Source organism: Stenotrophomonas sp. 78350_Sma (assembly GCF_056482105.1).
This window is the reverse complement of sequence record NZ_CM151182.1, coordinates 2702511-2726082: the sequence shown is the minus strand read 5'-3', so window position 1 is coordinate 2726082 and position 23572 is coordinate 2702511. Positions and strand designations below refer to the sequence as shown.

Here is a 23572-nt window from a genome sequence, read left to right as displayed (position 1 = left end):
ACGGAGGGGATTAAGTCGTTTGTGCCACAAACGACTTAATCCCCTCCGTCCCCTTTTTCGGTTCATCCCAATGCGTCGGCCCACCACAGGGCGGCCGGTCCCGGCGGGGTGTCGCGGCGCCACAGCAGGTCGCTGTGGATGCGCCTCGGCCAGCCGGGCAGCACCAGTTCCACCAGTCGCCCACGGTCATAGCGCTGCACCAGCGCCCGCGGCAGCTCGGCCCAGCCGATGCCGTCCTCGGCCATCTCCATCACCATCAGGTAGTCGGTGGCGGTCCAGGCCAGGCCGGTGACCACGCGGGATTGATCGACCTCCGCGCTCAGGCGCACCTGCCGATGCCGCGCCAGTTGTGCGGCGGCGCGACGGCCGGCGCTGGCCAGCGGGTGTTCGCGCGCCACGTACACCGACAGTTCGCTGTGGTGCGCCAGCGGCCGCGCCACCAGTCCATCGGGATAGCGCTCCTGCCTGGGCAGCAGGCCCAGCCCGGCACGACCACTGCCGACCAGCTCCAGCACGTCCTCGCCCTCGGCATCCAGCCACTCCAGTTCGATCTCCGGGAACGCCTCGGCGAAGCGCTGCAGGATCCGCTGCGCTGGATCGAGCTGGTAGACGTCGGAGAACACCACGGTCAGGCGCGGCTCGACCGGCGCCGCCAGGCGCACGCTCAACTGCTGCAGGCGGGCATCGGCGGCCAGGATCTCCTGCGCGTGGCCCAGCACCTGGCGCCCGGCCTCGGTCAGCTGCGGATAGCGCCCGCTGCGATTGAACAGGTGCACGCCCAGGTCGGCCTCCAGGTGGGCAATGGCGGTGCTGACCGTCGACTGGGTCTTGCGCAGCCGTCGCGCGGCGGCCGAGAACGAGCCCAGCGCCGCGGCTTCCACGAAGGCCTGCAGGGATTCAGGGGAGTAGGGCATTGATCCATCGCTCCTGTCGATGGAATCCATTTTGATCCCACCGTAAAAGCCGATGATACTGGTCGCCGTCGCCCCTGTCTGCGGGGCGTTCCGGGCCCTCCACGCATGCCGTGGATCTATTGATGAGGCGGCGTGGTCCCCGTCCTGCAAGGAGTTTCACATGTCCCATACTGTTCCCGCCCGTGGCGCGCTGGTCGCCTGGGCCTGCCTGGCCGTGGCGATCGTCGCCGAAGTGGTCGGCACCTCGTTCATGGCCCATGCCGCCCGCGATGGCGGCTGGACCGGTTATCTGATCATGGCCGGCGCGCTGGCGCTGTCCTACTTCTTCCTGGCGCAGTCGGTGCGCCGCATCGCCGTGGGCGTGGCCTACGCGGTGTGGGAAGGCCTGGGCCTGACCCTGCTGACCGTGGTCGGCCTCACCGTGTTCGGCGAGAGCCTGTCGCTGCAGCAGCTGGCCGGCCTGGTGCTGGCGGTTGTCGGCATCGTCTGCGTCACCCTCGGGGAGGCGCACTGATGAACACCCTGGCATTGTTTTTCGTGATCTGTTCGGCGCTGATCGACGTTGCCGCCAACATGATGGTGGCAAAGTCGGAGGGCTTCCGCCGCTGGCGCTGGGGCGTTGGTGCGATCGTCATGGTCTGGATCGCCTTCGCCCTGCTGGGCCAGGCCGTGCGCTACATGGACCTGGCCACCGCGTATGCGATGTGGGGTGCGATCGGCGTGATCGGTACCGCCACCTGCGGCCGCCTGCTGTTCGGTAACCGACTGCGCCCGATCGGCTGGGTCGGCATCGCATTGGTGACCGTCGCGGTACTGCTGCTGAGTACCGCGAAGTAACGCGTCGCCGTGCCAACCAAGGTTGGCATCTGCCAGTGCTGAGTCGCCGCAGGCAAGCGCCCCGGGGATGATTTCCCCGGGGCCTTGCTGTTTCTGCCGCAGTTAGAAACGTGCGGTGAAGTTCAGTCGCGTGGTGCGGCCCGGGCCCGGCATCAGGCTCATCGCCAGCGTGTCCATGTAGTAAGTGTTGCGCAGGTTGCTGACTACCAGTTCCACTTCGGCCTTCGGGGTGAACTGCCAGCGCGCATAGAAGTCATAGATCGCGGTGGGCAGGTAGATGTTCTGCAGGCCGGTCGAACCGGTGGTGTTCCAGGGCTTGTCCAGTTCATGGGTGGGGCCGCTGTTGTAGGTGCGGCGGATGCCGGTATCCAGCCGCTTGTCGAACAGGCGGAAGCCCAGCGTGCTGTGGATCGAGTACTTGGGCGGATTCTGCGCGTTGACGAACGAGGTGCCGAAGCCGCCGTCCACGCAGTCCGGCGTGGTGTCCAGCTTGCTCCACTTCGCATACGGGTCTTCGCGCAGGCGCTTGGCGGTGGCCGCATCGCAGGTGCGCGCGCGCTGGTAGTAGCTGGCCGACAGGTCCAGGTAGGCGATGCCGGCGTCATAGCCGGACTGCAGCTCGTAGCCGGACACCGTGTAGTTGTCGACATTGTCGACGTAGAACGCCCAGTTGCTGGAGTCGAAGCGGCGGGTGATCGCGTTGTCGATATCGTTCTTGAACCAGGCCACCTTGAACGCGAGGCGGTCGCCGTCGCGCCACAGGTCCTGCTTCAGCAGGCTGAAGCCGATGTCCCAGGAGCGGTTCTTTTCCGGCTTCAGGTCGGCCACCGGCGCCGAGGTGCTGTTGCCCAGCGTCGATTCGAACAGGCTGGGCATCTTCCAGCCCTGTGCGTACTTCACGTAGAAGAACATGTCCTCGTCGAGGTTGAAGCGGGCCTCTGCATAGGGTGCGAAGCCGTGGCCGGAACGCCGGATCGCCGGCTTGTAGCCCCACGCGGTAGGAATCTGCTTGGTGTAGAAACCGTTCGCGCCGCGCGGGTCGGGAATGAAGCCATCGAAGTCGTAGCTCTGGCCCAGCGTGCGGTCGCCGTAGGGCGTGGCCCGCAGCGAGTCGTAGGTGTAGTTGCCCTGTGCATCCGGGTACCACTCCTTGTACCAGCCCGGCAGCAGCTGGCCGCCCTTGCTCAGGCGCGCGAAGGTGTAGCGCAGGTCGCGCGATTCACTGACGAAGGCGACGCGGTTGCGGTCGCGGGTGCGGTAGTCGATGAAGCGGCCGCCAGCGGTCAGCGACAGCCAGTCCCACGGCTGCCATTGCAACGACGCCACCACGCTGGCCTCGCGGCGCGTGCCCGAGCGCAGGTAACGGTTGTTGTTGTAGTCCACCGGCAGCACCGGCGAGTTGGGTGCGGTGTCTTCGTGCTGGAAGGACGCGCCATAGCGCAGCGTCCAGTCACCCAGATCATTGCTGAAGCGGGTGGTGTTGCTGCTGTCCAGGCCCCAGCGCCGGGTCTTCACGTCCGACTGCAGGCCCGGGCCGTAGGTCTCGCCCAGCGTGTCGGGCATCTGATCGTTGGGCACGTCCTTGAACAGCGGCGTGTTGGCGATGTTGCTGTTGAACATGCGGCTGGTGGCGGTGGTGAACCACAGCGTGCTGCTCAGGTCCAGCCACGGGTGCGCCTCGGGGCGGTAACGATGGCGCAGCGAGGTGGCGTTGAGCCGCATTTTCCCGGGCTCGAACTGGAACATGGTGTTGGCCTTGTCCACGTAGGTCACCCATTCGTTGGACTCACCCACGCGGCCGATCGCCGATGGCATGATCTCGCCGAAGCTGGAGTTGAAGTAGCGGTGGCTCAACTCCAGGCGCTGGTCCGGGTTGGGCGTCCAGGTGAATTTCAGCAGCGCCGATTCATTGTCGGTATGGGTGTTCAGGACTTCATCGCCGGGGTGGTACATGTCCGAGACCGCCTGGCTGGACATGCCGGTACCACCGCTGGACAGATGCTGGTCGTCGTAGCGGTGGGCGCCATTGCTGCCGGCGAAGTAGTTGCCCTGGCGGCGCCGTGCGTAGGCCGCGACCAGCTGCCAGTCCTCGCTGCGCTGGGCGAAGGCCACGCTGCCGTTCCAGTCGCGCGGGTCGCGCAGACTGTTGCGGTTGTCGCTGCCACGCGCGATCTGCTTGAAGGTGCGGGTGCGGTCGATGCTGTTGTCGGCCACGCCGCCACGCACGCGCAGCCCCCAGTCCTGGCCGTCGTCGAGGATGTCCTCGGCCTTCAACGTTTCCATGTAGACCACGCCACCGATCGCGCTGGCGGCATTGGCGGCAAGGCTCGGCCCCTTCTCGATGCTGATCGCACTGATCAGGTCCGGGTCCAGGTAGCTGCGCTGCTGCACGCCGGCATAGCCGCGATAGACATCGATGGCCTGTTGGCCGCCGTCGATGATCACCGGCACCCGGTTCTGGCCCTGCAGGCCACGGATGTTGACGTCCAGGGCACCGCCGTTGCGCACGTCAGCGGTGTGCACGCCGACCGCACCGGCCAGCACATCACCGATCGACTGGCCGCGGAACCGCTCCAGCTGCTGGTGGTCCAGGTGCACGCGCGAGCCGCTGTCGCGGTAGACGGCGTCGGCATCGGCCAGCCCCCACGGCGAAGCACCTTCGCTGGCCTGGCCGGCCACACGCAGGGTGCCGATCTGGCGCACGCCAGCGTCGGTGGCGGGGGCGGCCTGCAGCACCACGCCGCTGGCATCACGCTGGAACGAAAGGCCGGTGCCGGCGAGGAGCTGTGCAAGCGCGGCCTCGGTGTTGAGCGAGGCCTGCACGCCACCGCTGTGCCGGCCGCGGGTCAGGCGCGCATCGGCAGCGATGGACAGGCCGGACTGCTGGCCGAACGCGGTCAAGGCCTGGTCGAGCGGACCGGCCGGGATCTGCCAGCGGACGGCAGCGGCAGCATCCTGTGCGTGGGCGGCGGCCGGCAACAGGCACGGCGTCGCCAGGGCCAGGCACAGTGCGATGGCAAGCGGGCGAGGGGAAGGGCAGGGTAGTTTCATGGGGGCGGCGACATCCGCAATGGGTTCCCTTGTAGGGCCCGCCGAGCGCGCAGAAAGGGAACCGCCATTTCAGATCGGACGCACAACGGTCCACCATGGCCAGCGCTGCTCGATGCGGATCGGCAGGGCGCGCGCCAGCAGTTTCAGGGCCTGCAGGCTGTCCAGGCGCGGCAATACCGCGGTGACATTCAATGCGGACAGTGCCGGATCACAGCCCAGATAGCCCCGATGGTGACGGGCCAGTTCGTCGATCACCCGGATCAGCTGCGTGTCCTGCACCTGCAGGCGTCCGTCCTGCCAGTCGCCGCGCAGAGGATCAGCGGCCACCGATGTGAGTCCCCCCATCGGTCCGATCTGCAGCGCACTTCCCGCAGGCACATCCAGCGCCGCGCCGAACATCGGCAGGCACCGCACCACGCCCTCGAACACGTCCAACCGGCTGTCCTGGGCTTCGCGGCCGACCGCGAAGCGGGTGCCGATTGGCTGCAGGCGCGCGCCGGGTACATGCACGCTCAGGGGCAACCCGGTGAATGCTGGGTGGTGGCGGGTCTGCAGCAGCAGTTCGCCGCGCAGCAGATGCAGGGCGCGGTTGCCGTTGCCGATGTCGACGGTCACTTCGCTGCCGGCGTTGAGCCACAACTGGCTGCCATCGGCCAACATCCAATGACCGGTGCGCCCGGCAGCGGTGCGTTGCGTCTGCAGGTGGCGCTGCGCCTGCAGCCCGTGCAGGCCGAGAAGCGAGACCGCACCGATGCCGAGCGCGCCACCGATGCTGCGCAGCGCCCGCCGCCGGCGAAGGCGCGCAGCATCAAATGCGGTTGCGGCCGCCGGTGCCGACAGGGGAGCGAACGATTGCCAGACAGCCTCGACCCGGCGCCAGGCATCGACGTTACCAGCATCGGCCTGCAGCCACGCACGCCAGTGTTGCTGGTCGTCGTCGCTCCAGCCCTGTTGGCGCAGCGCGAACCACTCTGCCGCCTGCTCCAGCGCCGGGCTGGCCAATGCCGTGCTCATTCGGGGGCGTCGCCGGACAGGCGCAGGCAATGCAGCATCGCCTGCGCCATGTACTTCTTGACCATGCGCTCGGACACGCCCAGCTGTTGGCCGATCTCCGCATAGCCCAGTCCGGACAGCCGGGCCAGCAGGAAGGCACGCCGTGGCCGCTCGGCCAGGCCGGACAGCATGTCAGCGATGGCATGCAGGAGCTGCAGCGCCTGCGTGCGCTCCTCCGCAGAGGGATGCACCGGCTCCGGTTGTGCGGCCAGCGCGGTCAGATAGGCGCGCTCCAGGTCCGCGCGCTGCCAGTGGTTGACCAGCAGGGCGTGCGCGATGGTGCTGAGATAGGCGCGCGGCAGGCGCAGTTCGGACGGATCGACGCGCCGGCTGAGCAGGCGCAGGAAGGTGTCCTGGGTCAGGTCGGCGGCGCAGTCGGCGTTGTGGGTGCGGCGGCGCAGCCAGCCCAGCAGCCAGCCATGGTGTTCGCGGTAGAACCCCGCCAGCGCGGTGCTGGAGGCGGCGGGCACGGCCATCGGCATGGGTCATGAATGAGAATGATTCCCATTATAGAATGGTCGGGCGGTGCACGACAAATCCTGCGCATGCCGCAGCGGCGGAGGTCGCCGGATTTGCGATGCCCGGCGTGCTCGCCGACACTGCGGTTTTCCACAGGGAGTGCCCGCATGTTCAGCCACATCACCGTTGGAACGAACGACATGGACGTCGCGCATCGCTTCTACGATGCCCTGTTCACCGCGTTGGGCGCACGTCCCGGCGTCTTCGATGACAAGGGCAGGCTGGTGTACTTCAAGGATGGCCGCATGTTCATCGTCACTGCGCCCATCGATGGGCAGCCGGCATGCCATGCCAACGGCGGCACCATTGGTTTCACCCTCGACAGTGCCGAGGCCGTGCGTGGCTGGCAGGACGCGGGCGTGGCCCATGGCGGCACGGCCATCGAAGACCCGGCTGGCATCCGCAGCATGGCCGGGCGCCAGCTGTTCCTGGCGTACCTGCGCGACCCGGATGGCAACAAGCTGTGCGCGGTGCATGTGATGACCTGAACACAACGCAGGTTACGACCCGGGACTTCCGACCGATGCGGCCTCTCCGCCGGTGGGTACAATCGGCCGCGCCCGCCAACGAACGGCGGGCGCCGGATGAGACGGAACTCGATGACCCGATTGCTGCTTGTGGAAGACGATCTGAAGCTGGCCGGACTGATCGGCCGTTACCTGCAACCCCACGGCTATCACGTGCACTGCGTGCACGACGGCAGCCAGGCCTGCGCGGCCGTGCAGGCGTTTCAACCGGAGGTGGTGGTGCTGGACCTGATGCTGCCGGGCCGGGATGGCCTGCAGGTCTGCCGCGATCTCCGCGACTTCTGCAATGTACCGGTGCTGATGCTGACCGCGCGCGACAACGCGCTGGACCATGTGCTGGGCCTGGAGTCCGGCGCCGATGATTATGTGATCAAACCGGTGGAGCCACCGGTGCTGCTGGCACGCCTGCGCGCGCTGCTGCGCCGCCCGGCGCAGCGCCAGCCCAACGAGCAGCGGTTGCGCTTCGATACGCTGGACATCGACCGTCGTAGCCGCAGGGTGCAGCTGGGCGACCGTCGCCTGGAGCTGACCACAGGCGAGTTCGAGATGCTGTGGACGCTGGCCAGCCGCAGTGGCGAAGTCCTCAGCCGTGACGATCTGCTCAACAGCGTGCGCGGCATCGACTTCAACGGGCTGGATCGAAGCGTCGACATGTGCGTAAGCAAGCTGCGGCGCAAGCTGCAGGACGATCCACGCGACCCGGCCAGGATCAAGACCGTGCGCGGTCAGGGCTATCTGTTCCTGCCGGCCGGGGCCTGACGTGCTGCGCTTCTTCCTGCGGCTGCTGCTGCTCGCCAGCATTGGTTTCGGCGTGGCGCTTTGGACAGTGCCGCTGCTGCTGCAGGAGCGATTCAGCGACGATGCTGACGTCTACTACCGCGATGCGGTGCGCGGCCCCCTGTTTACCCTGGGCGAACTGCTGCAGGATCGCAGCGCTGCCGATCGCTCGGCCGAACTGCAACGTCTGGCACCGCACTATGGGCCGGCGCTGGAGCTGCTGGCGTCCGATGCGGTGCAGCCGCGCGCGGAGGAGCAGCAGGTGCTGCTTGAGTACGGCATCCTCGCCCGCAACGACCAGCAGGATTTCTATCGGCTGCTGCCCGGGCACGCCGCTGCGCCAGCACAGTGGCTGCATCTGAGGCTGCCGAGTTCACCGCCGCTGGATCCGACCACCATCGCGCTGGCGGTGTTGCTCATGGTCTCGGTGTCGGCTGCGTTCCTGATGGCGTGGGCATGGCCAACCTGGCGCGACCTGCAGCGGCTGGCAGCGGCCAGCAAGCGTATGGGCGAGGGCGACCTCGATGCCCGTGCGCCGATCTCACCTCGCTCCAGCGTGGCGCCGCTGGCCCGTCAGTTCAACCAGATGGGCGAACGCATCGCCGGTCTGGTCGCACGTCAGCGCGAGTTGACCAACGATGTCTCGCATGAACTGCGGACACCGATCGCGCGCCTGCAGTTCGAGCTGGGTCTGCTGGCTGTTGAGGAAGATGCGGAGGCGCGCAGGCAACTGCGGCAGGAGATGCGCGAGGACCTGCAAGGGCTCGATGAGCTGGTCGGCGAGCTGCTGTTCGAGGCGCGGCTGGAGCACGTAGGCAGCCGGCTGCAGCAGGAGCCGGTCGATGCCCGCGACTGGCTGCATGAACAATTGCGTGCGATCAGTCGCGATGCGCAAGGCAGCGGCATCCAGTGCGAAGTAGCAGATGGCGCGCCGGCACAGGTGCAGCTGCACCCGCACTACATGGGGCGGGCCACGCTCAACCTGCTGCGCAACGCACTGGGCCATGCGCATTCGCGGATCGTCCTGCAGCTGCAGCAGCAGGACGATCACTGGCAGCTACGTGTCTGCGACGACGGTCCCGGCATTGCCGCGGCCGATCGCGAGCGGGTGTTCCAGCCCTTTACCCGGCTTGATCTCAGCCGCCAGCGCACTACCGGTGGTGTGGGCCTTGGGCTTGCGATGGTCGCCCGCATCGTGGCCTGCCATCGCGGCAGTGTGCGGGTGGAGGACAGCGCCTTGGGCGGTGCGTCGTTCGTGGTTCGCTGGCCGATCCCGGCGCTGCGCTGACAATCCGTTACATAGCGGATACCGCGTAACGAGGATCGAGGCGGGGGCGTGACCCAGGCTGTATGTCGAAGCGGTCATCTGTGCGTTTGCGGGTGACGGACGCTTCCGTGGACGCGCCTGCCTTCACGTCATCCCCAGCCCACGCCCTGTGACGCGCCGGTTCCTGCCGGCGTGAGGGTGGCGTGCGGCTCCCGCCTGGAGTTGTCGCGTGATTCTGTCTGTCTTCCCTGTTCCCCGAGCCGTCCTGCTGCAGCGGTGCGGCCTGTCCTGGATTGCTACGCTGGCCCTGTTGCCGGTCCTGTCGGCGGCGGCAGAAACCAGCCCTTCGATAGGCCTGCAGCTGGGCCATGGCCGTGGCGACTACCAGCGGGCAGGCGTGATCTGGGACAGTGGCCCGCTTTGGCAACGCGAGCTGGCGTCGGGGCGGCAACTGCAGCTGGTGATGGAGCTGGGATTTGCGCGGTGGCAGGCCAGCGATCCGCAGCGTCAGCACGCCTGGCAGGCCAGTGCCATCCCGATGCTGCGCTGGTGGCCGAACGCACATCTGTTCATCGAAGCTGGGGTCGGCCCGACCGTGTTCGATACCACCCGTGTTGGCGGTCGTCGCATCAGTACCGCCTTCCAGTTCGGTGACCACCTGGGGATCGGGCTGCAGGTAGCCGAACGCCACAGCGTATCGCTGCGCTACTCGCATTACTCCAATGCAAGCATCAAGAAGCCCAACCCGGGGCTGGATCTGCTGCAGCTCAGCTGGCGCGTGGAGTACTGAAGCGTGCACAGGCATTACCGGTGGTTACACAAGCAGCACAGGCCCTGCATGCGATGCAGACAGTACGTGAGCACGATGGCCGCTGGTGCAGGACTGGCCCGTGCAGGGCAGGGAGACTGAAGATGGTCGAACCCTTGCAGATCGCAGGTCGACGGACTTGGCTGAAGCAGCATGATGGCGAGCGGCGCTGGTTGGCGTTGGCCGCGCTGGACCTGGGCGTGCGCCTGCTCGGCCTGCGCTGCCTGCGGCCCCCACCACGATTGAAGGCCGAACAGGCCTGCCAGCTGGAGCGCCGGCGGCTGCGCGAGCTGGCTGAACATGGGGTGCCGGTGCCCCGCGTGCTGGGCCATGGTGAAACCGCCCTGCTGCTGGAGGATGGTGGTCCGAGTCTGGCGCAGCGCCTGCGCCGTTGCGGGCCCGCCGAAGCCGAGCACCTGATGCGGATTGCTGCCAACGAACTGCTGCGCGTGCACTGGGCTGGCTGCTGTGTCGGCCAGCCTGTGGCGCGCAACATCACGGTGGATGTGGCGGGCTGCGTACGCTTCCTCGACCTGGAAGAAGATCCCCTGCAGGTTATGGTGCTGGCCGAAGCGCAGGCGCGCGACTGGCTGCTGTTCGTCAGTGGGAGTGTCCGCCATGCGGGGCTGCCCGCCGGCGCACTGGTCGCCGTGATCGGCCAGTGCCTGCGGCAGACCGGGCCTGACGTCCAGCAGCTGTTACGTGGTGCGGTGCGCCGCCTGTGGTTCCTGCCGGCGCTGTGCCGCTTCGCTGGCCGCCGCGCAAGGGGTCTGGGCGACAGCGTGCTCATCCTGCGCCGCGCTCTGGCCTGAGCCGGTTGTGCCGGTCGGGCCGAAACTGCCGGCTTCTCTGCAACGGATCACGTCACATCCGTCCTACGCGTGGAGCGGGGGCGCCGGATGTGTTCTGGCCCCGGCCCGCGCGCGTGATAACACGGAATGGTGGAGCGGACCTGTGACCGCAGGCCACAACTTCATGCTCTGTCCACTGCGGTTCAGCCAGACTCGGTCGGCTAATTCCTTGATCTACCGGAGAACGCCGCCCCATGGATGTACTGGAGCCGCAACAATCCCCGGTGCGCACCCTTCGGCCTGTGTTCGCTTTCGCGGCGATCGTTGTCGTGGCGTTCGCGCTGTTCGTCAGCCTGTTCCCGCTCGGTGCGGGCCGCCTTCTGCTGAAGGCACAGGACTGGGCTGCACTGAATGTCGGCTGGTACTACCTGCTGGCGATGACCCTGTACCTGGTGTTCGTGGTCGGCGTGGCGCTGTCCAAATACGGTGGCATCAAGCTCGGCGCCGACCATGACGAACCGGAGTTCAGCTACCTCTCCTGGGCAGGCATGCTGTTCGCCGCCGGCATCAGCATCACCCTGTTCTTCTTCTGTGTTTCCGAACCGCTGACCCACTACCTGCAGCCGCCGCAGGGCGATCCGGCCGCGGGCGAGGCCGGCGCGCGCCAGGCCATGCAGCTGCTGTTCCTGCATTGGGGCCTGCATGGCTGGGGCGTGTTCGCGCTGGCGGCGATGGCGATGGCCTACTTCGCCTACCGCCACAACCTGCCGCTGGCGCTGCGCTCGGCGCTGTACCCGCTGATCGGCAAGCGCATCAACGGCCCGATCGGCTACACCGTGGACGCGCTGGGCATCGTCGCCACCGTGTTCGGCATCGGCGCCGACATGGGTTTCGGCGTGCTGCACCTCAACGCCGGGCTGGCGCACCTGTTCAACATCCCGCACTCCAACCTGGTGCAGATCATCCTGGTGGTCAGCATGATGGGCGCGGCGGTGGCCGTGGCCGTCTCCGGCGTGGAGAAGGGCGTACGCTGGATGGCCAACATCAACATGCTGCTGGCGATCACGCTGGTGCTGTTCATGCTGTTCGCCGGGCCGACGCAGTACCTGTTCAGCACGCTGATGCAGAACCTGGGCGACTACCTGGGCAGCGTGGTCGGCAAGAGTTTCGATGTGTATGCCTACGGCGGCCGCCCCGAATGGCTGGGTGGCTGGACGGTGTTCTACTGGGCCTGGTGGATCGGCTGGGCGCCCTTTGTCGGGCTGTTCATCGCGCGCATCTCTCGAGGCCGCACCATCCGCGAATTCGTGTTCGGCGTGCTGCTGATCCCGCTCGGCTTCACCCTGGCCTGGCTGTCGATCTTCGGCAACAGCGCGCTGGACCAGGTGCTGCACCACGGCCAGCAACAGTTGGCGCAGCTGGCGGTGGATGATCCACCGACCGTGCTGTATGCGCTGCTGGACGGCTACCCGTGGAGCCGCGCGGTGATTACAGTGACAGTGCTGGTCAGCTTCATCTTCTTCGTGACCTCGGCCGACTCGGGCGCGGTGGTGTTGTCCACGTTGTCGTCGCATGGCGGCGCACCCGAGGACGACGGCCCGCGCTGGTTGCGCGTGTTCTGGGGCACCGTGATTGCCGTGCTGACCGCGGGCCTGTTGCTGGCCGGCAGCATCGACGCATTGAAATCTGCGGTGGTGCTGGCATCGCTGCCGTTCTCGGCGATCCTGTTGTTGATGATGTGGGGGCTGACCCGCGCCTTCAGTGACGAGTCGCACCGCAAGCGTGCGCTGCAGTATCGGCCATCGCCGCTGATCGGCGACGATCGCCACCATCAGGGCTGGCGCCAGCGCCTGAGCCAGGCCATGCACTTCCCGGTGCGCGACCAGGTCTACCGCTTCATGGATGACACGGTGAAGCCGGCGATGGAGGCGGTGGCCGAGCAGCTGCGCGGGCAGGGCTGGGATGTATCCACCCGCTTCGAGGCCGGCGACATGGAGCTGACGGTCAACCACGGCGAACAGCAGGACTTCCTGTACCGGGTGATCCTCAGCGGCTACCTGACCCCTTCGTTCGCCGCGCAGCAGCTGCGCAACCAGCGTTACTACCGCGCCGAGGTGCACCTGTTCGAAGGCAGCCAGGATTACGACCTGGTAGGGTACAGCCGCAAGCAGATCATCAACGACATCATCAGCCAGTACGAACGGCACCTGCAGTTCCTGCACCTGAGCCGGTGATGCGGTGGGTGCGGACCGTTGGTCCGCACCCACCGCAGAGCCGAGCCCATGCTCGGCTCTACAGGTGGCCCATCAGAACCGGTAGCGCGCCCCCAGCGAGACGAACTGCCCGCGCAGGTTGTACTGGCTGATGTCGAAGCCATTGGAGCCACCTGCCGGATCGAACGGCGGGTCCTTGTCGGTCAGATTCAGCACTGACAGCGACAGCGTGGTGTTGGGAATGCCTTCGTAGGCCACGTACAGGTCCAGCTGGTGATACGGCTTGATGCGGTCGCGCAGGCCCGGGTTGCTGGTCGTCGTCGCCACGCGCTGGTCATAGCCGCTCACGTACTGCAGGCTCAGCGTGCTGCTCCAGTCGCCCACCGCCCAGTTCAACGAAGTGGTGCCGCGGGTGCGCGGCAGTGCGCCGTGGCGGTTGTTGCCGGCTCCCTCGTACGGTGCCTGGCCGGCCACCAGCGGCTGCTTGAAGCTGAGCAGGTGGGTCCAGCTGCCGGCCACGGTGAAGTTGCCCCAGCCCTCGGTGCGGAAGGTGCGGTTGGCTTCCAGGTCCAGGCCCGAAGTGGTCAGCGCGCCCTGGTTGGCGTACTGGTTGGTGATGAACTGGATGCGCCCGTTCTCACGCTGCACGCGGCCCGGGAACAACTCCGGGTGATCGACGATGTACTGCGCGCTGTCCGGCTTGACCAGGTTGTCCTGCTCGATGCGGTACCAGTCCAGGCCGATGCTGGTATCGCCATCGGGCGACCACACCGCGCCCACGTTGAAGTTGCGCGAGCGTTCGGCCTTCAGGTCCGGGTTGCCGGTGCGGATGTTGGTCACGCCACGGCTGCCGCCGGGCTGCAACGGATCCAGCGGATCGATCACCGAGCCGTAGCTGACGGTCTGGCCCGGCGCGATCTCCGGCAGCGACGGTGCACGGAAGCCACGCGAGAACGAGCCGCGCAGCAGCAGGCTGTCCAGCGGCTGCCAGCGCAGCGCCACCTTCGGCGAGAACGCGTTGCCGAAGTCGTCATAGTGGTCGCCGCGACCGGCCACCTGCAGCTCCAGCGTGCGGTGCAGCGGCACGCTCAGTTCGGCATAGGCGGCGCTGACCTGGCGCTCGCCGTTGACCACATTGATGGCCGGGCGCAGTTCGGTGCCCGACAGCACCTGCGCACTGGTGCGCGCGTCCAGTGATTCCTTGCGGAACTCGGCACCCCAGGCGAAGCCGACCGCACCGGCCGGCATCTCCCACAGCGAGGTCGAGGCCTTCACGTTCAACGCGTGCAGCTTGTACCAGCCCGGTCGCTTGGTCTGCAGGCGCAGTGCATCCAGCGCTCCCGGCGTGGCGGACGGGTTGAGGAAGTTGTAGCTGCCATTGCGCAGGATCTGTTCGAACGCGTAGCGGTTGACGAAGTTGTCGACGTATTCGCGCTGCGCGCTCTGCGAAGTCAGCGCCGCCACTTCCCAGTCCCAGCGCTCGCCACTGCCGCGCACGCCGGCCAGTGCACGGTAGAACACCTGGGTGTTGTCCTTCAGGCGCGGGCCGATATCGAAGAAGGTGTACTCGAACGGCAGCGGCGTGCTGCCCGGGTTGTTCGGGTGGCCGACCGGCAGCACCGCCGGCACGTCGATCAGCGTGCCGGTCGCAGGGTTATAGGCACGCAGGCCGGGGCCAACGGTCAGCGGCGCGCTGAAGATCTGGTCGGCCTTGTTGTGGCTGTACAGCACGTCGGCGAATGCCTCGACGCTGTCATTGAAGCGGTAGGTCGCGCTCAACGACGCCTGCAGGCGCTCGGCGCCGGGCTGCAGGGTCTTGAACGGCTGCGCGTTGAAGGCGCAGGCCTGGCCAGGCAGGGTGCTGCCGAAGTCGCTGTACGGGCGCAGCTGGCTGCCGTCGGGGCAGTTGGCGAACGGCTGCGGCGCGCGTGGATTGGACAGCCAGTTGCCACCGGCGGTGGACCAGCCGGCCAGGCGGCCACCGGGCTTGTCGCGGAAATCGCCGCTGCGGGTGTAGGCGCGCTGGTCGGCATCCAGGCGGTCGCGCTTGAGCAGGTCCAACCCGAACAGCACATTCCAGCCCTGCTGTTCCAGGTCGCCGAAGCCGGCCAGCAGGTTGGCCTTGCGTTCGTTCAAGCCGCCCTCGGTGGCGGTGCCGAAGCCGCCACCGACTTCCACGCCCTGGAAGTTCCTGCGCAGGATGATGTTGATGACGCCTGCGATGGCATCGGAACCGTACACCGCCGAAGCACCGTCCTTCAGCACCTCGATGCGTTCCACCGCGCTGATCGGCAACGCGTTGAGGTCGACGAAGGTGTCCTGGGTATTGAGTGCGAAGCCGAAGTTGGACACGCGGTAGCCGTTGACCAGCACCAGCGTGTTCTTCGGCGACAGGCCACGCAGGCCGATCGAGGCAGAGCCAGCGGCGAAGCTGCCGGTGTACTGCTCGTCGAAACTGTTGCCGGCATTGGCCGACAGGTTGCGCAGCACGTCGGTAAGGGTGGAGCGGCCGGTCTGCTCGATCTGTTCGCGGCTGACGATCTGCACCGGGTTCGGCCCGGCGGTATCGCTGCGCTTGATGTTGGAGCCGGTCACCAGCACGGCGCCGAGGGTGGTGCTGTCCTTGCCGGCATCGGCGGTTTCAGCGGCGCTGGCAGCGCCAGCGGTGAGGCCCAGCGCGATGGCGCCGGCAAGCAGGTTCAGGGTGGTGCGGTACATGGAAGCGACTACGCCGAACGGGGGAGGAGCCGTCAGTACCGCACGCAGGTACCTGCGCCTTCCAATGACGAAAGCGCATTCAGTTATACATCACAGGTTCTTAACGAAAGTCGGTGCGCCCGGTGGAGCAGACCCACTCGGTGGGGGCGGACCGATCTGTGGTCGGTGCGGACCGTTGGTCCGCACACCCCTGCAGGGTCAGAGCCCTTTCCTTGTGGAAAGGGCTCTGACCCGGAGACCCTCAGGGCCGCAGCAGCACCTTGCCATTGCGGCCCGAACCCGCACCGACCTTCGCCGCCTGGGCGATGTCGTCCAGTGCGAAGATCTGCTCAACCGGCAGGGTCAGTTCGCCGCCAGCAGCACGCTTCAGCAGTTCGCCAACCAGCCGGCGCTTGTCCTCCACGGCCATCGCCTGGCTGACCTTGCTGCCCCAGAAGCCCTTCACCGTGGCCTCCTTGTAGATCAGGCCGCCGGCCGGGATGCGCATCGGTTCGCCGCTCATCACACCGAACGACACCAGAGTGCCGTGGTGGCCGAGCAGGTCGACCAGGTCACCGCTGGCGTCGCCGCCGATGGAATCCACCGCGGCCGCAGCCTGTGCTTCGCCGGTCGCCTCACGCACGCGATCCTTCCAGCCGTCCAGCGAGGTGTCGAATACATGATTGATGCCCAGCGCCTGCAACTGCGCGACTGCATCGGCATTGCGCACCAGGTTGGCCACATGCACGCCACGCGCCCGCGCCAGCATTGCCAGCGACTTGCCCACCGCGCCGTTGGCGGTGTTCTGCACGATCCACTGGCCCGGCTCGACGTGCAGGAACTCCAGCAGCATCAGCGCGCTCAGCGGCATGGCGATCAGCTGTGCGGCCATTTCGTCGGGGATCGCCTCCGGCATCGGAATCACCATGCGTGCCGGTGCGATGAACGCTTCGGCCCAGGTGCCGTGCACCGAGGCGGCGGCAACCCGCTGGCCGATCTGCAGGCCGTCGACGCCGTCGCCAAGTGCATCGACCACACCCAGTGCTTCACTGCCACCGATCGCCGGCAGCGTCGGCTTGTAGCCGTAGAGGCCACGCACGGTCAGCAGGTCGTGGTTGTGGATCGAGGCCAGCACGGTGCGGATGCGCACCTCGCCGGGGCCGGGCTCAGGCAGCGGCGCATCGGCAATGGCAAGGACGTCGGTTGGGTCGCCGAAGGAGGGGTACTGGGCAGCGCGCATGGGCGGTGTTCCGGGGAAAGTTGATGTTGTACCGAACTGGGGACGCAGGCGCTGTCGACAAGGCGCCGCAGGTGCAACACGGCATCCTGCGACTGATCGTCGCGACATGTGCTGATTACCGCATCTTGTGTTGACGAGTTCGGATATCCCCACTATGTTGTGGCCGTCACTCCCGGTCAGCCGCCGCCGCCGGACATGCAGCAAACGTCCCGCGGCTCGCCCCTGAGGCTTGCCGTGTCGACGCGGCCGCCATCGTGCGGACGCAGGTCGCCCCCACGGCCCGGATACCGGCCGCAGGCGCAGGCAGATGCCGACGACCTACGTTCCCGTGCCCTGGCAATCCACCCGTTCGCCCCGTGCGCCGGTATCGCGTTCAGGGCCGCCATGGCATCGACCGCCAAAGCGCGTGCGAGCCTGGAGTTTCACCATCATGACCGACAGTACCTTCCGCGTGGCCGATCTGGCCGGCGCTGGCGACGCCTTGCGCGCCGGTGGCGAGCGCGTGCCGACCTGGATCACCAAGGAGGCCGGCAACCGCCGCCTGCCGTTCGAGGCCGAACGCCTGCAGCGCAGCATCGATGCGGTGCATGCCGAGTTCCCGCAGCTGGACGTGAGCGACTACCGCCGCGTGGTGCAGGCGATGGTCGAACGCAAACCGAGCATCAGCGCCGATGACCTGGTCGATCTGCTGATCCGCGAGGCCGAGTCGCGGGTGGACCTGGTCGCACCCGAGTGGGAACAGTTTGCCGCACGCATCTACCTGCGCCGCCTGTACAAGCGTGCCAGCCGCAACCGCTTCTACGACGTCGGCCTGAAGTACGGCTCGTATGTGGGCCTGCAGGAAAGCCTGGCCGACCGCGGCATCTACAGCAACGACATCCTGCGCTGCTATTCCAAGGAAGAGCTGCAGCAGGCCGGCGAGATGATCGATCCGGAGCGCGACCGACTGTTCGCCTACAACGGCCTGTACCTGCTGGCCACGCGCTATCTGGCGAGCGATCGCAGCCGCGAGGTCTACGAGCTGCCGCAGGAGCGTTGGCTGACCATCGCGCTGTACCTCATGCAGGAAGAAAAGCCGCGTGAGCGGCGCATGCAGCTGGTCGGCGAGGCGTACTGGGCGCTGTCCAACCTGTACATGACGGTAGCCACACCGACGTTGGCCAACGCCGGCAAGGTGGGGGGGCAACTGTCCAGCTGCTTCATCGACACGGTGGACGACAGCCTGCAGGGCATCTATGACTCCAACACCGATATCGCCCGCGTGTCCAAGCATGGCGGCGGCGTCGGTGCCTACCTGGGCTATGTGCGCAGCAGTGGCGCACCGATCCGCGGCGTGGCCAATTCCTCCGGCGGCGTGGTGCCTTGGATCAAGCAGCTCAACAACACCGCGGTGTCGGTCGACCAGCTTGGCCAGCGCAAGGGCGCGGTGGCGGTGTACCTGGACATCTGGCACCGCGACATCGAAGCCTTCATGGACCTGCGCCTCAACAACGGCGACCAGCGCCTGCGCGCGCACGATGTGTTCACCTCGGTGTGCGTGCCCGACCTGTTCATGGAAGCGGTCGAGCGCCGCGCCGACTGGTACCTGTTCGACCCGCACGAGGTGAAGCAGGCCAAGGGCTGGTACCTGCAGGATTTCTACGACGAGAAGCGCGGCTCAGGCAGCTTCCGCGACCGCTACGCCGAACTGGTGGCAGATGAGCGCATCAGCCGCCGAACGGTGAAGGCCATCGATCTGTTCAAGCGGATCATGCTCAGCCAGCTGGAGACCGGCAACCCGTTCCTGTTCTACCGCGACGAGGTCAATCGCCGGAACCCGAACAAGCACGCGGGCATGATCTATTCCAGCAACCTGTGCACCGAGATCCTGCAGAACATGAGCCCGACGCGGATGATCCAGGAGATCGTCAGCGGCGACCAGATCGTCACCACACGGCGGGCCGGTGACTTCGTGGTCTGCAACCTGTCCTCGATCAACCTCGGTCGAGCGATCAGTGCGCCGGATGACCTGCTGGCCACCGACGTGCTGGAGCGCCTGATCCCGATCCAGGTGCGCATGCTCGACAACGTGATCGATCTCAATGCGCTGCCGGTGCCGCAGGCCACGATCACCAACCGCAAGTACCGCGCCATCGGCCTGGGCACGTTCGGTTGGCATCACCTGCTGGCGCAGCAGGCAATCCAGTGGGAATCACCGGATGCCGAAGAATTGGCCGACCGCCTGTATGAGCGCATCAACTTCCTGACCATCCAGGCCAGCGCGCAATTGGCGAAGGAGAAGGGCAGCTACCCGATGTTCGCGGGCAGCGACTGGCACAACGGGCGTTACTTCCGTGACCGCGACTACAGCGGCGCCGCGTGGGACAGCCTGGCCCGCGAGGTCGCCACGCATGGCCTGCGCAATGGCTGGCTGCTGGCCGTCGCGCCGAACATGAGCACCGCGCAGATTGCCGGCTCCACCGCCTCCATCGACCCGATCTACAGTGCGTTCTACTACGAGGAAAAGAAGGACTTCCGGCGGCCGGTGGCGGCGCCGGGCCTGTCGCTGGAAACCTGGCAGTACTACGAGAAGGGCGCCTACAAGGTCGACCAGTTCGCCAGCGTGCGCCAGAACGCGCGCCGCCAGCGCCATGTCGACCAGTCGATCAGCTTCAACCTGTACGTGCCCAGCACCATCCGCGCCAGCACTTTGCTGGAGCTGCACCTGAGCGCCTGGCGCGAAGGCCTGAAGACCACCTACTACGTGCGCTCCAACGACATCGACATCAGCGAATGCGAATGGTGCTCCAGCTGATCACCGACGACCCACGGTAGCGCCGGCCGCTGGCCGGCAGCACCGCGTCCAGGGTAGTGCCGGCCGCTGGCCGGCAACACCGCGATCCACGGTAGTGCCGGCCGCTGGCCGGCAACACGATGGAAAGAGAACGAAGGCAGAAAACCATGGCAACCCCCCTCGACCGCATCAAGATCCTCGAACCGCGCCATCCCAACCGCAGCACCGGCATCATCAACGGCCGCACCAGCGGCATCCTCAACTGGAACGACATCCCGTACCCGTCGTTCTATCGGGCCTACAAGGAGCTGTCGACCAACTTCTGGATTCCCGACGAGGTCGACATGAAGCTCGATGCCCGCCAGTACGGCGAGCTCAACGCACGCGAAAAGAACGCCTACGACTCCATCATCGGCCTGCTCGCCACGCTGGATTCACCGCAGACGCGCTTCATCTACAACGTGGCCGAGTACATCACCGACCCGGCCGCGCACGCCAACGCGGCGATCATCGGGCAGCAGGAAGTGATCCACAACGAGAGCTACAGCTACGTGCTGGCCTCGATCACCGACCTGCCGAACCAGAACCGCATCTTCGAGATCGCCCGCACCCACCCGACCATCATCAAGCGCAATGCGCCGATCATGGGGGCGTATGACGATTTCATGCGCGAGAAGACCGCCGAGACCCTGCTCAGGTCGTTGATCCAGTCCTCGATCCTGGAGGGCATCAATTTCTATTCCGGGTTCGCGTACTTCTACAACATGGTGCGGCAGAACCGCATGAACGGCACCGGCAAGATCATCAGCTTCATCAACCGCGATGAGCTGGCGCATACCAAGTTCATCAGCGAGCTGATCCGCGCCATCATCGGCGAGAACCCCGAGCTGCAGACCAACGAGCTGACCGCCTACGTGCACCAATCGTTCGAGCACGCCATCGAGCTGGAGACGCAGTGGTCATCGGAGGTGCTGGACGGCATCGACGGCATCGACGTGGACGAGATGGTGCGCTACGTGAAATACCGCGCCAACAAGATGGCCGGCATGCTCGGCATCGAGCGCCTGTACAGCGACACCACCGACAACGTGATGCCGTGGATCAAGGCCTACGCCGATAACTTTACCGAAACCAAGACCGACTTCTTCGAGATGCGCAATGCAAGTTACAAGAAGACCAACGTCGACAACGGCTTCGACGACCTCTGAGCCCAGCGCCGCGCTGAGCATCCTGGTGGTGGTCGCCTCGTTGAGCGGCAACACCCGCGAACTCGGCCGGCAGATCGCCGAGCGCTGCCGCGCTGCCGGCCATGCGGTGCATTGGCAGGAGGCGGACGACCTGCGCCAGGCGCCGCCACTGGCGGCCGACGAGGCCGACCTGGTGCTGCTGGGCTGCTGGACTGACAACGCCGGCCGCACGCCGTCGGAGATGAAGGCATGGGTGGCCGGCATCGCCGAGCGCGGCGAGCGGCCACGGCAGCTGGCGGTGTTCGGCACCGGTGAAACGCAGTGGGGGCAGGAGTACTACTGCGGCGCCGTGCACCGGCTGATCCGCTACTTCCGCAGCGACTATCCGCCGCTGGAAATCGAACAGATGCCGCATGGTCAACGCCATGCCGGCGCCATCGAGGCCTGGACCGACGCGGTCCTGGCCCACTATTGGAGCAACACCGATGCAGATCATCGACGCCACCACGCCTGAGCAGTTCCAGCAGCTGTTGGCCGAACACCCGCGGGTGCTGGTGGATTTCCACAAGGACCAGTGCCCGGGGTGCCGGATGCTGGAGATGTCGTTGCACCGGGTGGCCAACAGCGTGGCGGGGCAGGGCACGACCCTGCTGCGCGTGCAGCTGGAAGTGCTGGGTGAGGCGTTCTTCAGGGAGCTGGGGCTGCGGCAGACGCCGACGCTGTCCCTGTTCCGTGACGGTGACGAACGCACGCGCCTGGCCGGGTTCCAGTCGCCGCAGCAGATCGAGGCTGCGATTGCGTTGCATCTGTAGCGGAGGCATCCACCGGGGTCGGATTCCTCTCCGCAGGCGAGGGCTCTGACCCCGCAGCGACGCACGGCGTGGAATTTACTGTAGAGCCGAGCCCATGCTCGGCTGCCTGTCGATCGACGGGGTCGGAGCCCTTGCCCGTGGCAATGGATCCGACCCCTGCATTTCGCGTCACGCGCCGCTGAAGGTATCCACCAGCAGCTTCACGTTCAACACCACGATCACCAGCGCGATCACCCAGGCCATCGCGCCCAGCCAGCGCGGGGCCACCAGCGCGCCCATCGTCACCTTGTCGGTCACGATCCGCACCAACGGGATGATCGCGAACGGCAGCTGCATCGACAGCACCACCTGGCTCAGTACCAGCAGCTTTACCGCGCCCTGGTCGCCGAACAGCATGATCACCACCACCACCGGAATGATGGCCAGCGCCCGCGTGATCAGCCGCCGCAGCCACGGCGGCAGGCGCAGGTGCAGGAAGCCTTCCATCACGATCTGGCCCGCCAGCGTGGCGGTCACTGTCGAATTCAGACCGGAGGCCAGCAGGGCGACCGCGAACAACGTCGCCGCTGCGCCCACGCCCAGCATCGGCGCCAGCAGCTGGTGGGCCTGCTCGATGTCTTCCACATCAAATCGGCCGTTGGCATGGAACACCGCTGCGGCCAGGATCAGGATGCTGGCGTTGATGAACAGTGCAAGGGTCAGCGCAAGGGTGCTGTCGGTCACCGCCCAGCGCAGGGCACTACGACGGCCCTCGTCGGTGCGCGGATAGGCGCGGGTCTGCACGATGGACGAATGCAGGTACAGGTTGTGTGGCATCACCGTGGCACCAATGATGCCGATCGCGATGTACAGCGCGTGCGGATCAGTCACTACCTGCGCGCGCGGAATGAATCCGCCCAGCACGTCCATCACCGGCGGTGCGGCCAGGGCGATCTGCACCATGAAGCAGCCGAAGATCACCATCAGCAGCGCGATCACGAAGGCTTCCAGTGCCCGGAAGCCGCGGTTCATCAGCAGCAGTACCAGCAGCGTGTCCAGTGCGGTGATCACCGCGCCCCACAGCAGCGGCAGGTCGAACAGCAGCTTCAATGCGATCGCGGTGCCGATCACTTCGGCCAGGTCGCAGGCGATGATCGCCGCCTCGCACAGCGCCCACAGCGCCAGGTTCACCGGCTTCGGGTAACGCGCGCGGCAGGCCTGCGCCAGGTCCATGCCGGTGGCGATGCCCAGCCGCGCCGACAGCGCCTGCAGGATCACCGCCATCAGGTTGGAAATCAGGATGACCGACAGCAGCAGGTAGCCGAAGCGCGAACCGCCGGCGAGGTCGGTGGCCCAGTTGCCCGGGTCCATGTAGCCGACCGAGATCATGTAGCCCGGGCCGAGGAAGGCCAGCAGGCGGAACCACCAGTGCCCCTTGTCGGGCACCGCCACCGAGGCGTTGAGCGCGCCCAGGCTGGCCGCAGTGGAGGCCGAAGGGTCGCGGGGTGCCAGGGTGTTCATGGGCTCGAATATAGCTCATGCTATAGTCATTAGCAATGTGAAACAATCGTCTTTATCGCGTTACTGGTCCAGAATTCAGGTTCAACACCGGATCACCCCGGAAGGACAGGCGCAGGCGTGGGCAAGACCGACGATTCGACATCGCTGAAAAGCACCCCCTTGATCGAGGCCGAGCGCCAGGTCGAGAGCTTTCGCCAAGTGCGCGAGGCGCACCGGATGGAGCTGGTGGAGGACTATGTCGAGCTGATCTCGGACCTGCTGGCCGACGGCGGCGAGGCTCGCCAGGTCGACATCGCCACCCGCCTGGGCGTGGCCCAGCCCACGGTGGCGAAGATGCTGCGGCGCCTGGCCCGCGATGGCTGGGTGGTGCAGCGGCCGTACCGCGGCGTGTTCCTGACCCCGGAAGGCGAGGCGCTGGCACATGCCAGCCGCCAGCGTCACCAGACCGTGGAGCGTTTCCTGCTGGCGCTGGGCGTGGACGCCGATACCGCGCGGCGCGATGCCGAGGGCATCGAGCACCATGTGAGCGAGCAGACGCTGGCGTTGTTTGAAGCCTTCGTGCGCAAGGCCGAGGGCGGGGCGCCGTAACGGTAGCGCCGGGCCATG

At 66.6% G+C, this 23572-nt stretch carries 20 protein-coding genes; 13 read left to right on the top strand and 7 right to left on the bottom strand.

Annotation, left to right across the window (positions count from 1 at the left end; genetic code table 11):
• Positions 1-62 precede the first annotated feature (62 nt).
• Complete coding sequence (locus ACZK4H_RS12675) at positions 63-914, bottom strand: LysR family transcriptional regulator (RefSeq protein WP_099553306.1); 852 nt, start codon at positions 912-914, stop codon at positions 63-65.
• A gap of 160 nt (positions 915-1074) precedes the next feature.
• Here ACZK4H_RS12675 and ACZK4H_RS12670 point away from each other — a divergent pair, with 160 nt between their 5' ends.
• Both ACZK4H_RS12670 and ACZK4H_RS12665 read left to right on the top strand, forming a co-directional pair.
• A complete protein-coding gene (locus tag ACZK4H_RS12670; RefSeq protein ID WP_099553308.1) occupies positions 1075-1428 on the top strand; it encodes an SMR family transporter in 354 nt (117 codons plus the stop codon).
• Positions 1428-1751 carry a DMT family transporter gene (locus ACZK4H_RS12665; protein WP_005409978.1) on the top strand — a complete coding sequence of 108 codons (324 nt, stop codon included), beginning with the start codon at positions 1428-1430 and terminating at the stop codon, positions 1749-1751. Before ACZK4H_RS12670 ends, ACZK4H_RS12665 begins: the two co-directional genes overlap by 1 nt.
• A gap of 102 nt (positions 1752-1853) precedes the next feature.
• On the opposite strand, the gene ACZK4H_RS12660 is transcribed toward ACZK4H_RS12665, so the two are convergent.
• The 3 genes from ACZK4H_RS12660 to ACZK4H_RS12650 form a co-directional block, all read right to left on the bottom strand.
• Positions 1854-4802: a TonB-dependent receptor gene (locus ACZK4H_RS12660; RefSeq protein ID WP_099553310.1), complete on the bottom strand. Its 2949-nt coding sequence runs from the start codon at positions 4800-4802 to the stop codon at positions 1854-1856.
• Positions 4803-4871: 69 nt separating this feature from the next.
• Positions 4872-5816 carry a FecR family protein gene (locus tag ACZK4H_RS12655; RefSeq protein WP_099553312.1) on the bottom strand — a complete coding sequence of 315 codons (945 nt, stop codon included), beginning with the start codon at positions 5814-5816 and terminating at the stop codon, positions 4872-4874.
• Positions 5813-6331 (bottom strand): sigma-70 family RNA polymerase sigma factor, encoded by a 519-nt coding sequence (locus ACZK4H_RS12650; RefSeq protein ID WP_099553315.1) that lies wholly within the window; start codon positions 6329-6331, stop codon positions 5813-5815. The genes ACZK4H_RS12655 and ACZK4H_RS12650 overlap by 4 nt, the downstream gene beginning before the upstream one ends.
• Before the next feature lie 150 nt (positions 6332-6481).
• On the opposite strand from ACZK4H_RS12650, the gene ACZK4H_RS12645 reads away from it, so the two are divergent.
• From ACZK4H_RS12645 to betT, 6 genes are all read left to right on the top strand, one after another.
• Positions 6482-6862, top strand: a complete 381-nt coding sequence (locus tag ACZK4H_RS12645) for a VOC family protein (RefSeq protein ID WP_099553317.1) — start codon at positions 6482-6484, stop codon at positions 6860-6862.
• A gap of 111 nt (positions 6863-6973) precedes the next feature.
• On the top strand, positions 6974-7660 hold the full coding sequence (locus tag ACZK4H_RS12640; RefSeq protein WP_099553319.1) for a winged helix-turn-helix domain-containing protein: 687 nt from the start codon (positions 6974-6976) through the stop codon (positions 7658-7660).
• A gap of 1 nt (position 7661) precedes the next feature.
• Positions 7662-8966: an ATP-binding protein gene (locus tag ACZK4H_RS12635; RefSeq protein WP_099553320.1), complete on the top strand. Its 1305-nt coding sequence runs from the start codon at positions 7662-7664 to the stop codon at positions 8964-8966.
• 208 nt (positions 8967-9174) lie between these two features.
• Positions 9175-9735: an acyloxyacyl hydrolase gene (locus ACZK4H_RS12630; protein WP_143567672.1), complete on the top strand. Its 561-nt coding sequence runs from the start codon at positions 9175-9177 to the stop codon at positions 9733-9735.
• A 122-nt stretch (positions 9736-9857) separates the two neighbouring features.
• Positions 9858-10565, top strand: a complete 708-nt coding sequence (locus ACZK4H_RS12625; protein WP_099553324.1) for a BUD32 family EKC/KEOPS complex subunit — start codon at positions 9858-9860, stop codon at positions 10563-10565.
• Positions 10566-10798: 233 nt separating this feature from the next.
• Positions 10799-12778 (top strand): choline BCCT transporter BetT, encoded by a 1980-nt coding sequence (gene betT, locus ACZK4H_RS12620; RefSeq protein WP_099553326.1) that lies wholly within the window; start codon positions 10799-10801, stop codon positions 12776-12778.
• Positions 12779-12850: 72 nt separating this feature from the next.
• On the opposite strand, the gene ACZK4H_RS12615 is transcribed toward betT, so the two are convergent.
• Both ACZK4H_RS12615 and ACZK4H_RS12610 read right to left on the bottom strand, forming a co-directional pair.
• The gene (locus ACZK4H_RS12615) at positions 12851-15475 is read right to left on the bottom strand and encodes a TonB-dependent receptor (protein WP_099553328.1); all 2625 of its coding nucleotides are present in this window, start codon (positions 15473-15475) and stop codon (positions 12851-12853) included.
• 241 nt (positions 15476-15716) lie between these two features.
• A complete protein-coding gene (locus ACZK4H_RS12610) occupies positions 15717-16694 on the bottom strand; it encodes a zinc-binding dehydrogenase (protein WP_099553330.1) in 978 nt (325 codons plus the stop codon).
• A gap of 430 nt (positions 16695-17124) precedes the next feature.
• On the opposite strand from ACZK4H_RS12610, the gene ACZK4H_RS12605 reads away from it, so the two are divergent.
• The 4 genes from ACZK4H_RS12605 to ACZK4H_RS12590 all read left to right on the top strand — a co-directional run bounded on the left by ACZK4H_RS12605 (position 17125) and on the right by ACZK4H_RS12590 (position 21466).
• Positions 17125-19488 carry a ribonucleoside-diphosphate reductase subunit alpha gene (locus ACZK4H_RS12605; protein WP_099553334.1) on the top strand — a complete coding sequence of 788 codons (2364 nt, stop codon included), beginning with the start codon at positions 17125-17127 and terminating at the stop codon, positions 19486-19488.
• 146 nt (positions 19489-19634) lie between these two features.
• Positions 19635-20675 (top strand): ribonucleotide-diphosphate reductase subunit beta, encoded by a 1041-nt coding sequence (locus tag ACZK4H_RS12600; RefSeq protein WP_099553336.1) that lies wholly within the window; start codon positions 19635-19637, stop codon positions 20673-20675.
• Positions 20676-20700: 25 nt separating this feature from the next.
• Positions 20701-21168, top strand: coding sequence for a flavodoxin (locus ACZK4H_RS12595; protein ID WP_012480523.1), 468 nt, complete (start codon positions 20701-20703; stop codon positions 21166-21168).
• Entirely contained in the window at positions 21140-21466 is a 327-nt protein-coding gene (locus tag ACZK4H_RS12590; protein ID WP_005409967.1) for a thioredoxin family protein, read from the top strand. The genes ACZK4H_RS12595 and ACZK4H_RS12590 overlap by 29 nt, the downstream gene beginning before the upstream one ends.
• 168 nt (positions 21467-21634) lie before the next feature.
• On the opposite strand, the gene ACZK4H_RS12585 is transcribed toward ACZK4H_RS12590, so the two are convergent.
• Entirely contained in the window at positions 21635-22966 is a 1332-nt protein-coding gene (locus ACZK4H_RS12585) for an Nramp family divalent metal transporter (protein WP_099553337.1), read from the bottom strand.
• Positions 22967-23083: 117 nt separating this feature from the next.
• On the opposite strand from ACZK4H_RS12585, the gene mntR reads away from it, so the two are divergent.
• The gene (gene mntR / locus ACZK4H_RS12580) at positions 23084-23554 is read left to right on the top strand and encodes a manganese-binding transcriptional regulator MntR (RefSeq protein WP_005413716.1); all 471 of its coding nucleotides are present in this window, start codon (positions 23084-23086) and stop codon (positions 23552-23554) included.
• The last annotated feature ends 18 nt before the right edge of the window (positions 23555-23572 follow it).

What these genes read in the sequence shown, in the direction of transcription:
- betT (WP_099553326.1), top strand. Translation starts at nt 10,799, where the DNA reads ATGGATGTACTGGAGCCGCAACAATCCCCGGTGCGCACCCTTCGGCCT.
- ACZK4H_RS12650 (WP_099553315.1), bottom strand. Translation starts at nt 6,331, where the DNA reads ATGGCCGTGCCCGCCGCCTCCAGCACCGCGCTGGCGGGGTTCTACCGC.
- ACZK4H_RS12665 (WP_005409978.1), top strand. Translation starts at nt 1,428, where the DNA reads ATGAACACCCTGGCATTGTTTTTCGTGATCTGTTCGGCGCTGATCGAC.
- ACZK4H_RS12670 (WP_099553308.1), top strand. Translation starts at nt 1,075, where the DNA reads ATGTCCCATACTGTTCCCGCCCGTGGCGCGCTGGTCGCCTGGGCCTGC.
- ACZK4H_RS12655 (WP_099553312.1), bottom strand. Translation starts at nt 5,816, where the DNA reads ATGAGCACGGCATTGGCCAGCCCGGCGCTGGAGCAGGCGGCAGAGTGG.
- ACZK4H_RS12640 (WP_099553319.1), top strand. Translation starts at nt 6,974, where the DNA reads ATGACCCGATTGCTGCTTGTGGAAGACGATCTGAAGCTGGCCGGACTG.
- ACZK4H_RS12605 (WP_099553334.1), top strand. Translation starts at nt 17,125, where the DNA reads ATGACCGACAGTACCTTCCGCGTGGCCGATCTGGCCGGCGCTGGCGAC.
- ACZK4H_RS12590 (WP_005409967.1), top strand. Translation starts at nt 21,140, where the DNA reads ATGCAGATCATCGACGCCACCACGCCTGAGCAGTTCCAGCAGCTGTTG.
- ACZK4H_RS12660 (WP_099553310.1), bottom strand. Translation starts at nt 4,802, where the DNA reads ATGAAACTACCCTGCCCTTCCCCTCGCCCGCTTGCCATCGCACTGTGC.
- ACZK4H_RS12600 (WP_099553336.1), top strand. Translation starts at nt 19,635, where the DNA reads ATGGCAACCCCCCTCGACCGCATCAAGATCCTCGAACCGCGCCATCCC.
- ACZK4H_RS12625 (WP_099553324.1), top strand. Translation starts at nt 9,858, where the DNA reads ATGGTCGAACCCTTGCAGATCGCAGGTCGACGGACTTGGCTGAAGCAG.
- ACZK4H_RS12585 (WP_099553337.1), bottom strand. Translation starts at nt 22,966, where the DNA reads ATGAACACCCTGGCACCCCGCGACCCTTCGGCCTCCACTGCGGCCAGC.
- ACZK4H_RS12615 (WP_099553328.1), bottom strand. Translation starts at nt 15,475, where the DNA reads ATGTACCGCACCACCCTGAACCTGCTTGCCGGCGCCATCGCGCTGGGC.
- ACZK4H_RS12645 (WP_099553317.1), top strand. Translation starts at nt 6,482, where the DNA reads ATGTTCAGCCACATCACCGTTGGAACGAACGACATGGACGTCGCGCAT.
- ACZK4H_RS12675 (WP_099553306.1), bottom strand. Translation starts at nt 914, where the DNA reads ATGCCCTACTCCCCTGAATCCCTGCAGGCCTTCGTGGAAGCCGCGGCG.
- ACZK4H_RS12610 (WP_099553330.1), bottom strand. Translation starts at nt 16,694, where the DNA reads ATGCGCGCTGCCCAGTACCCCTCCTTCGGCGACCCAACCGACGTCCTT.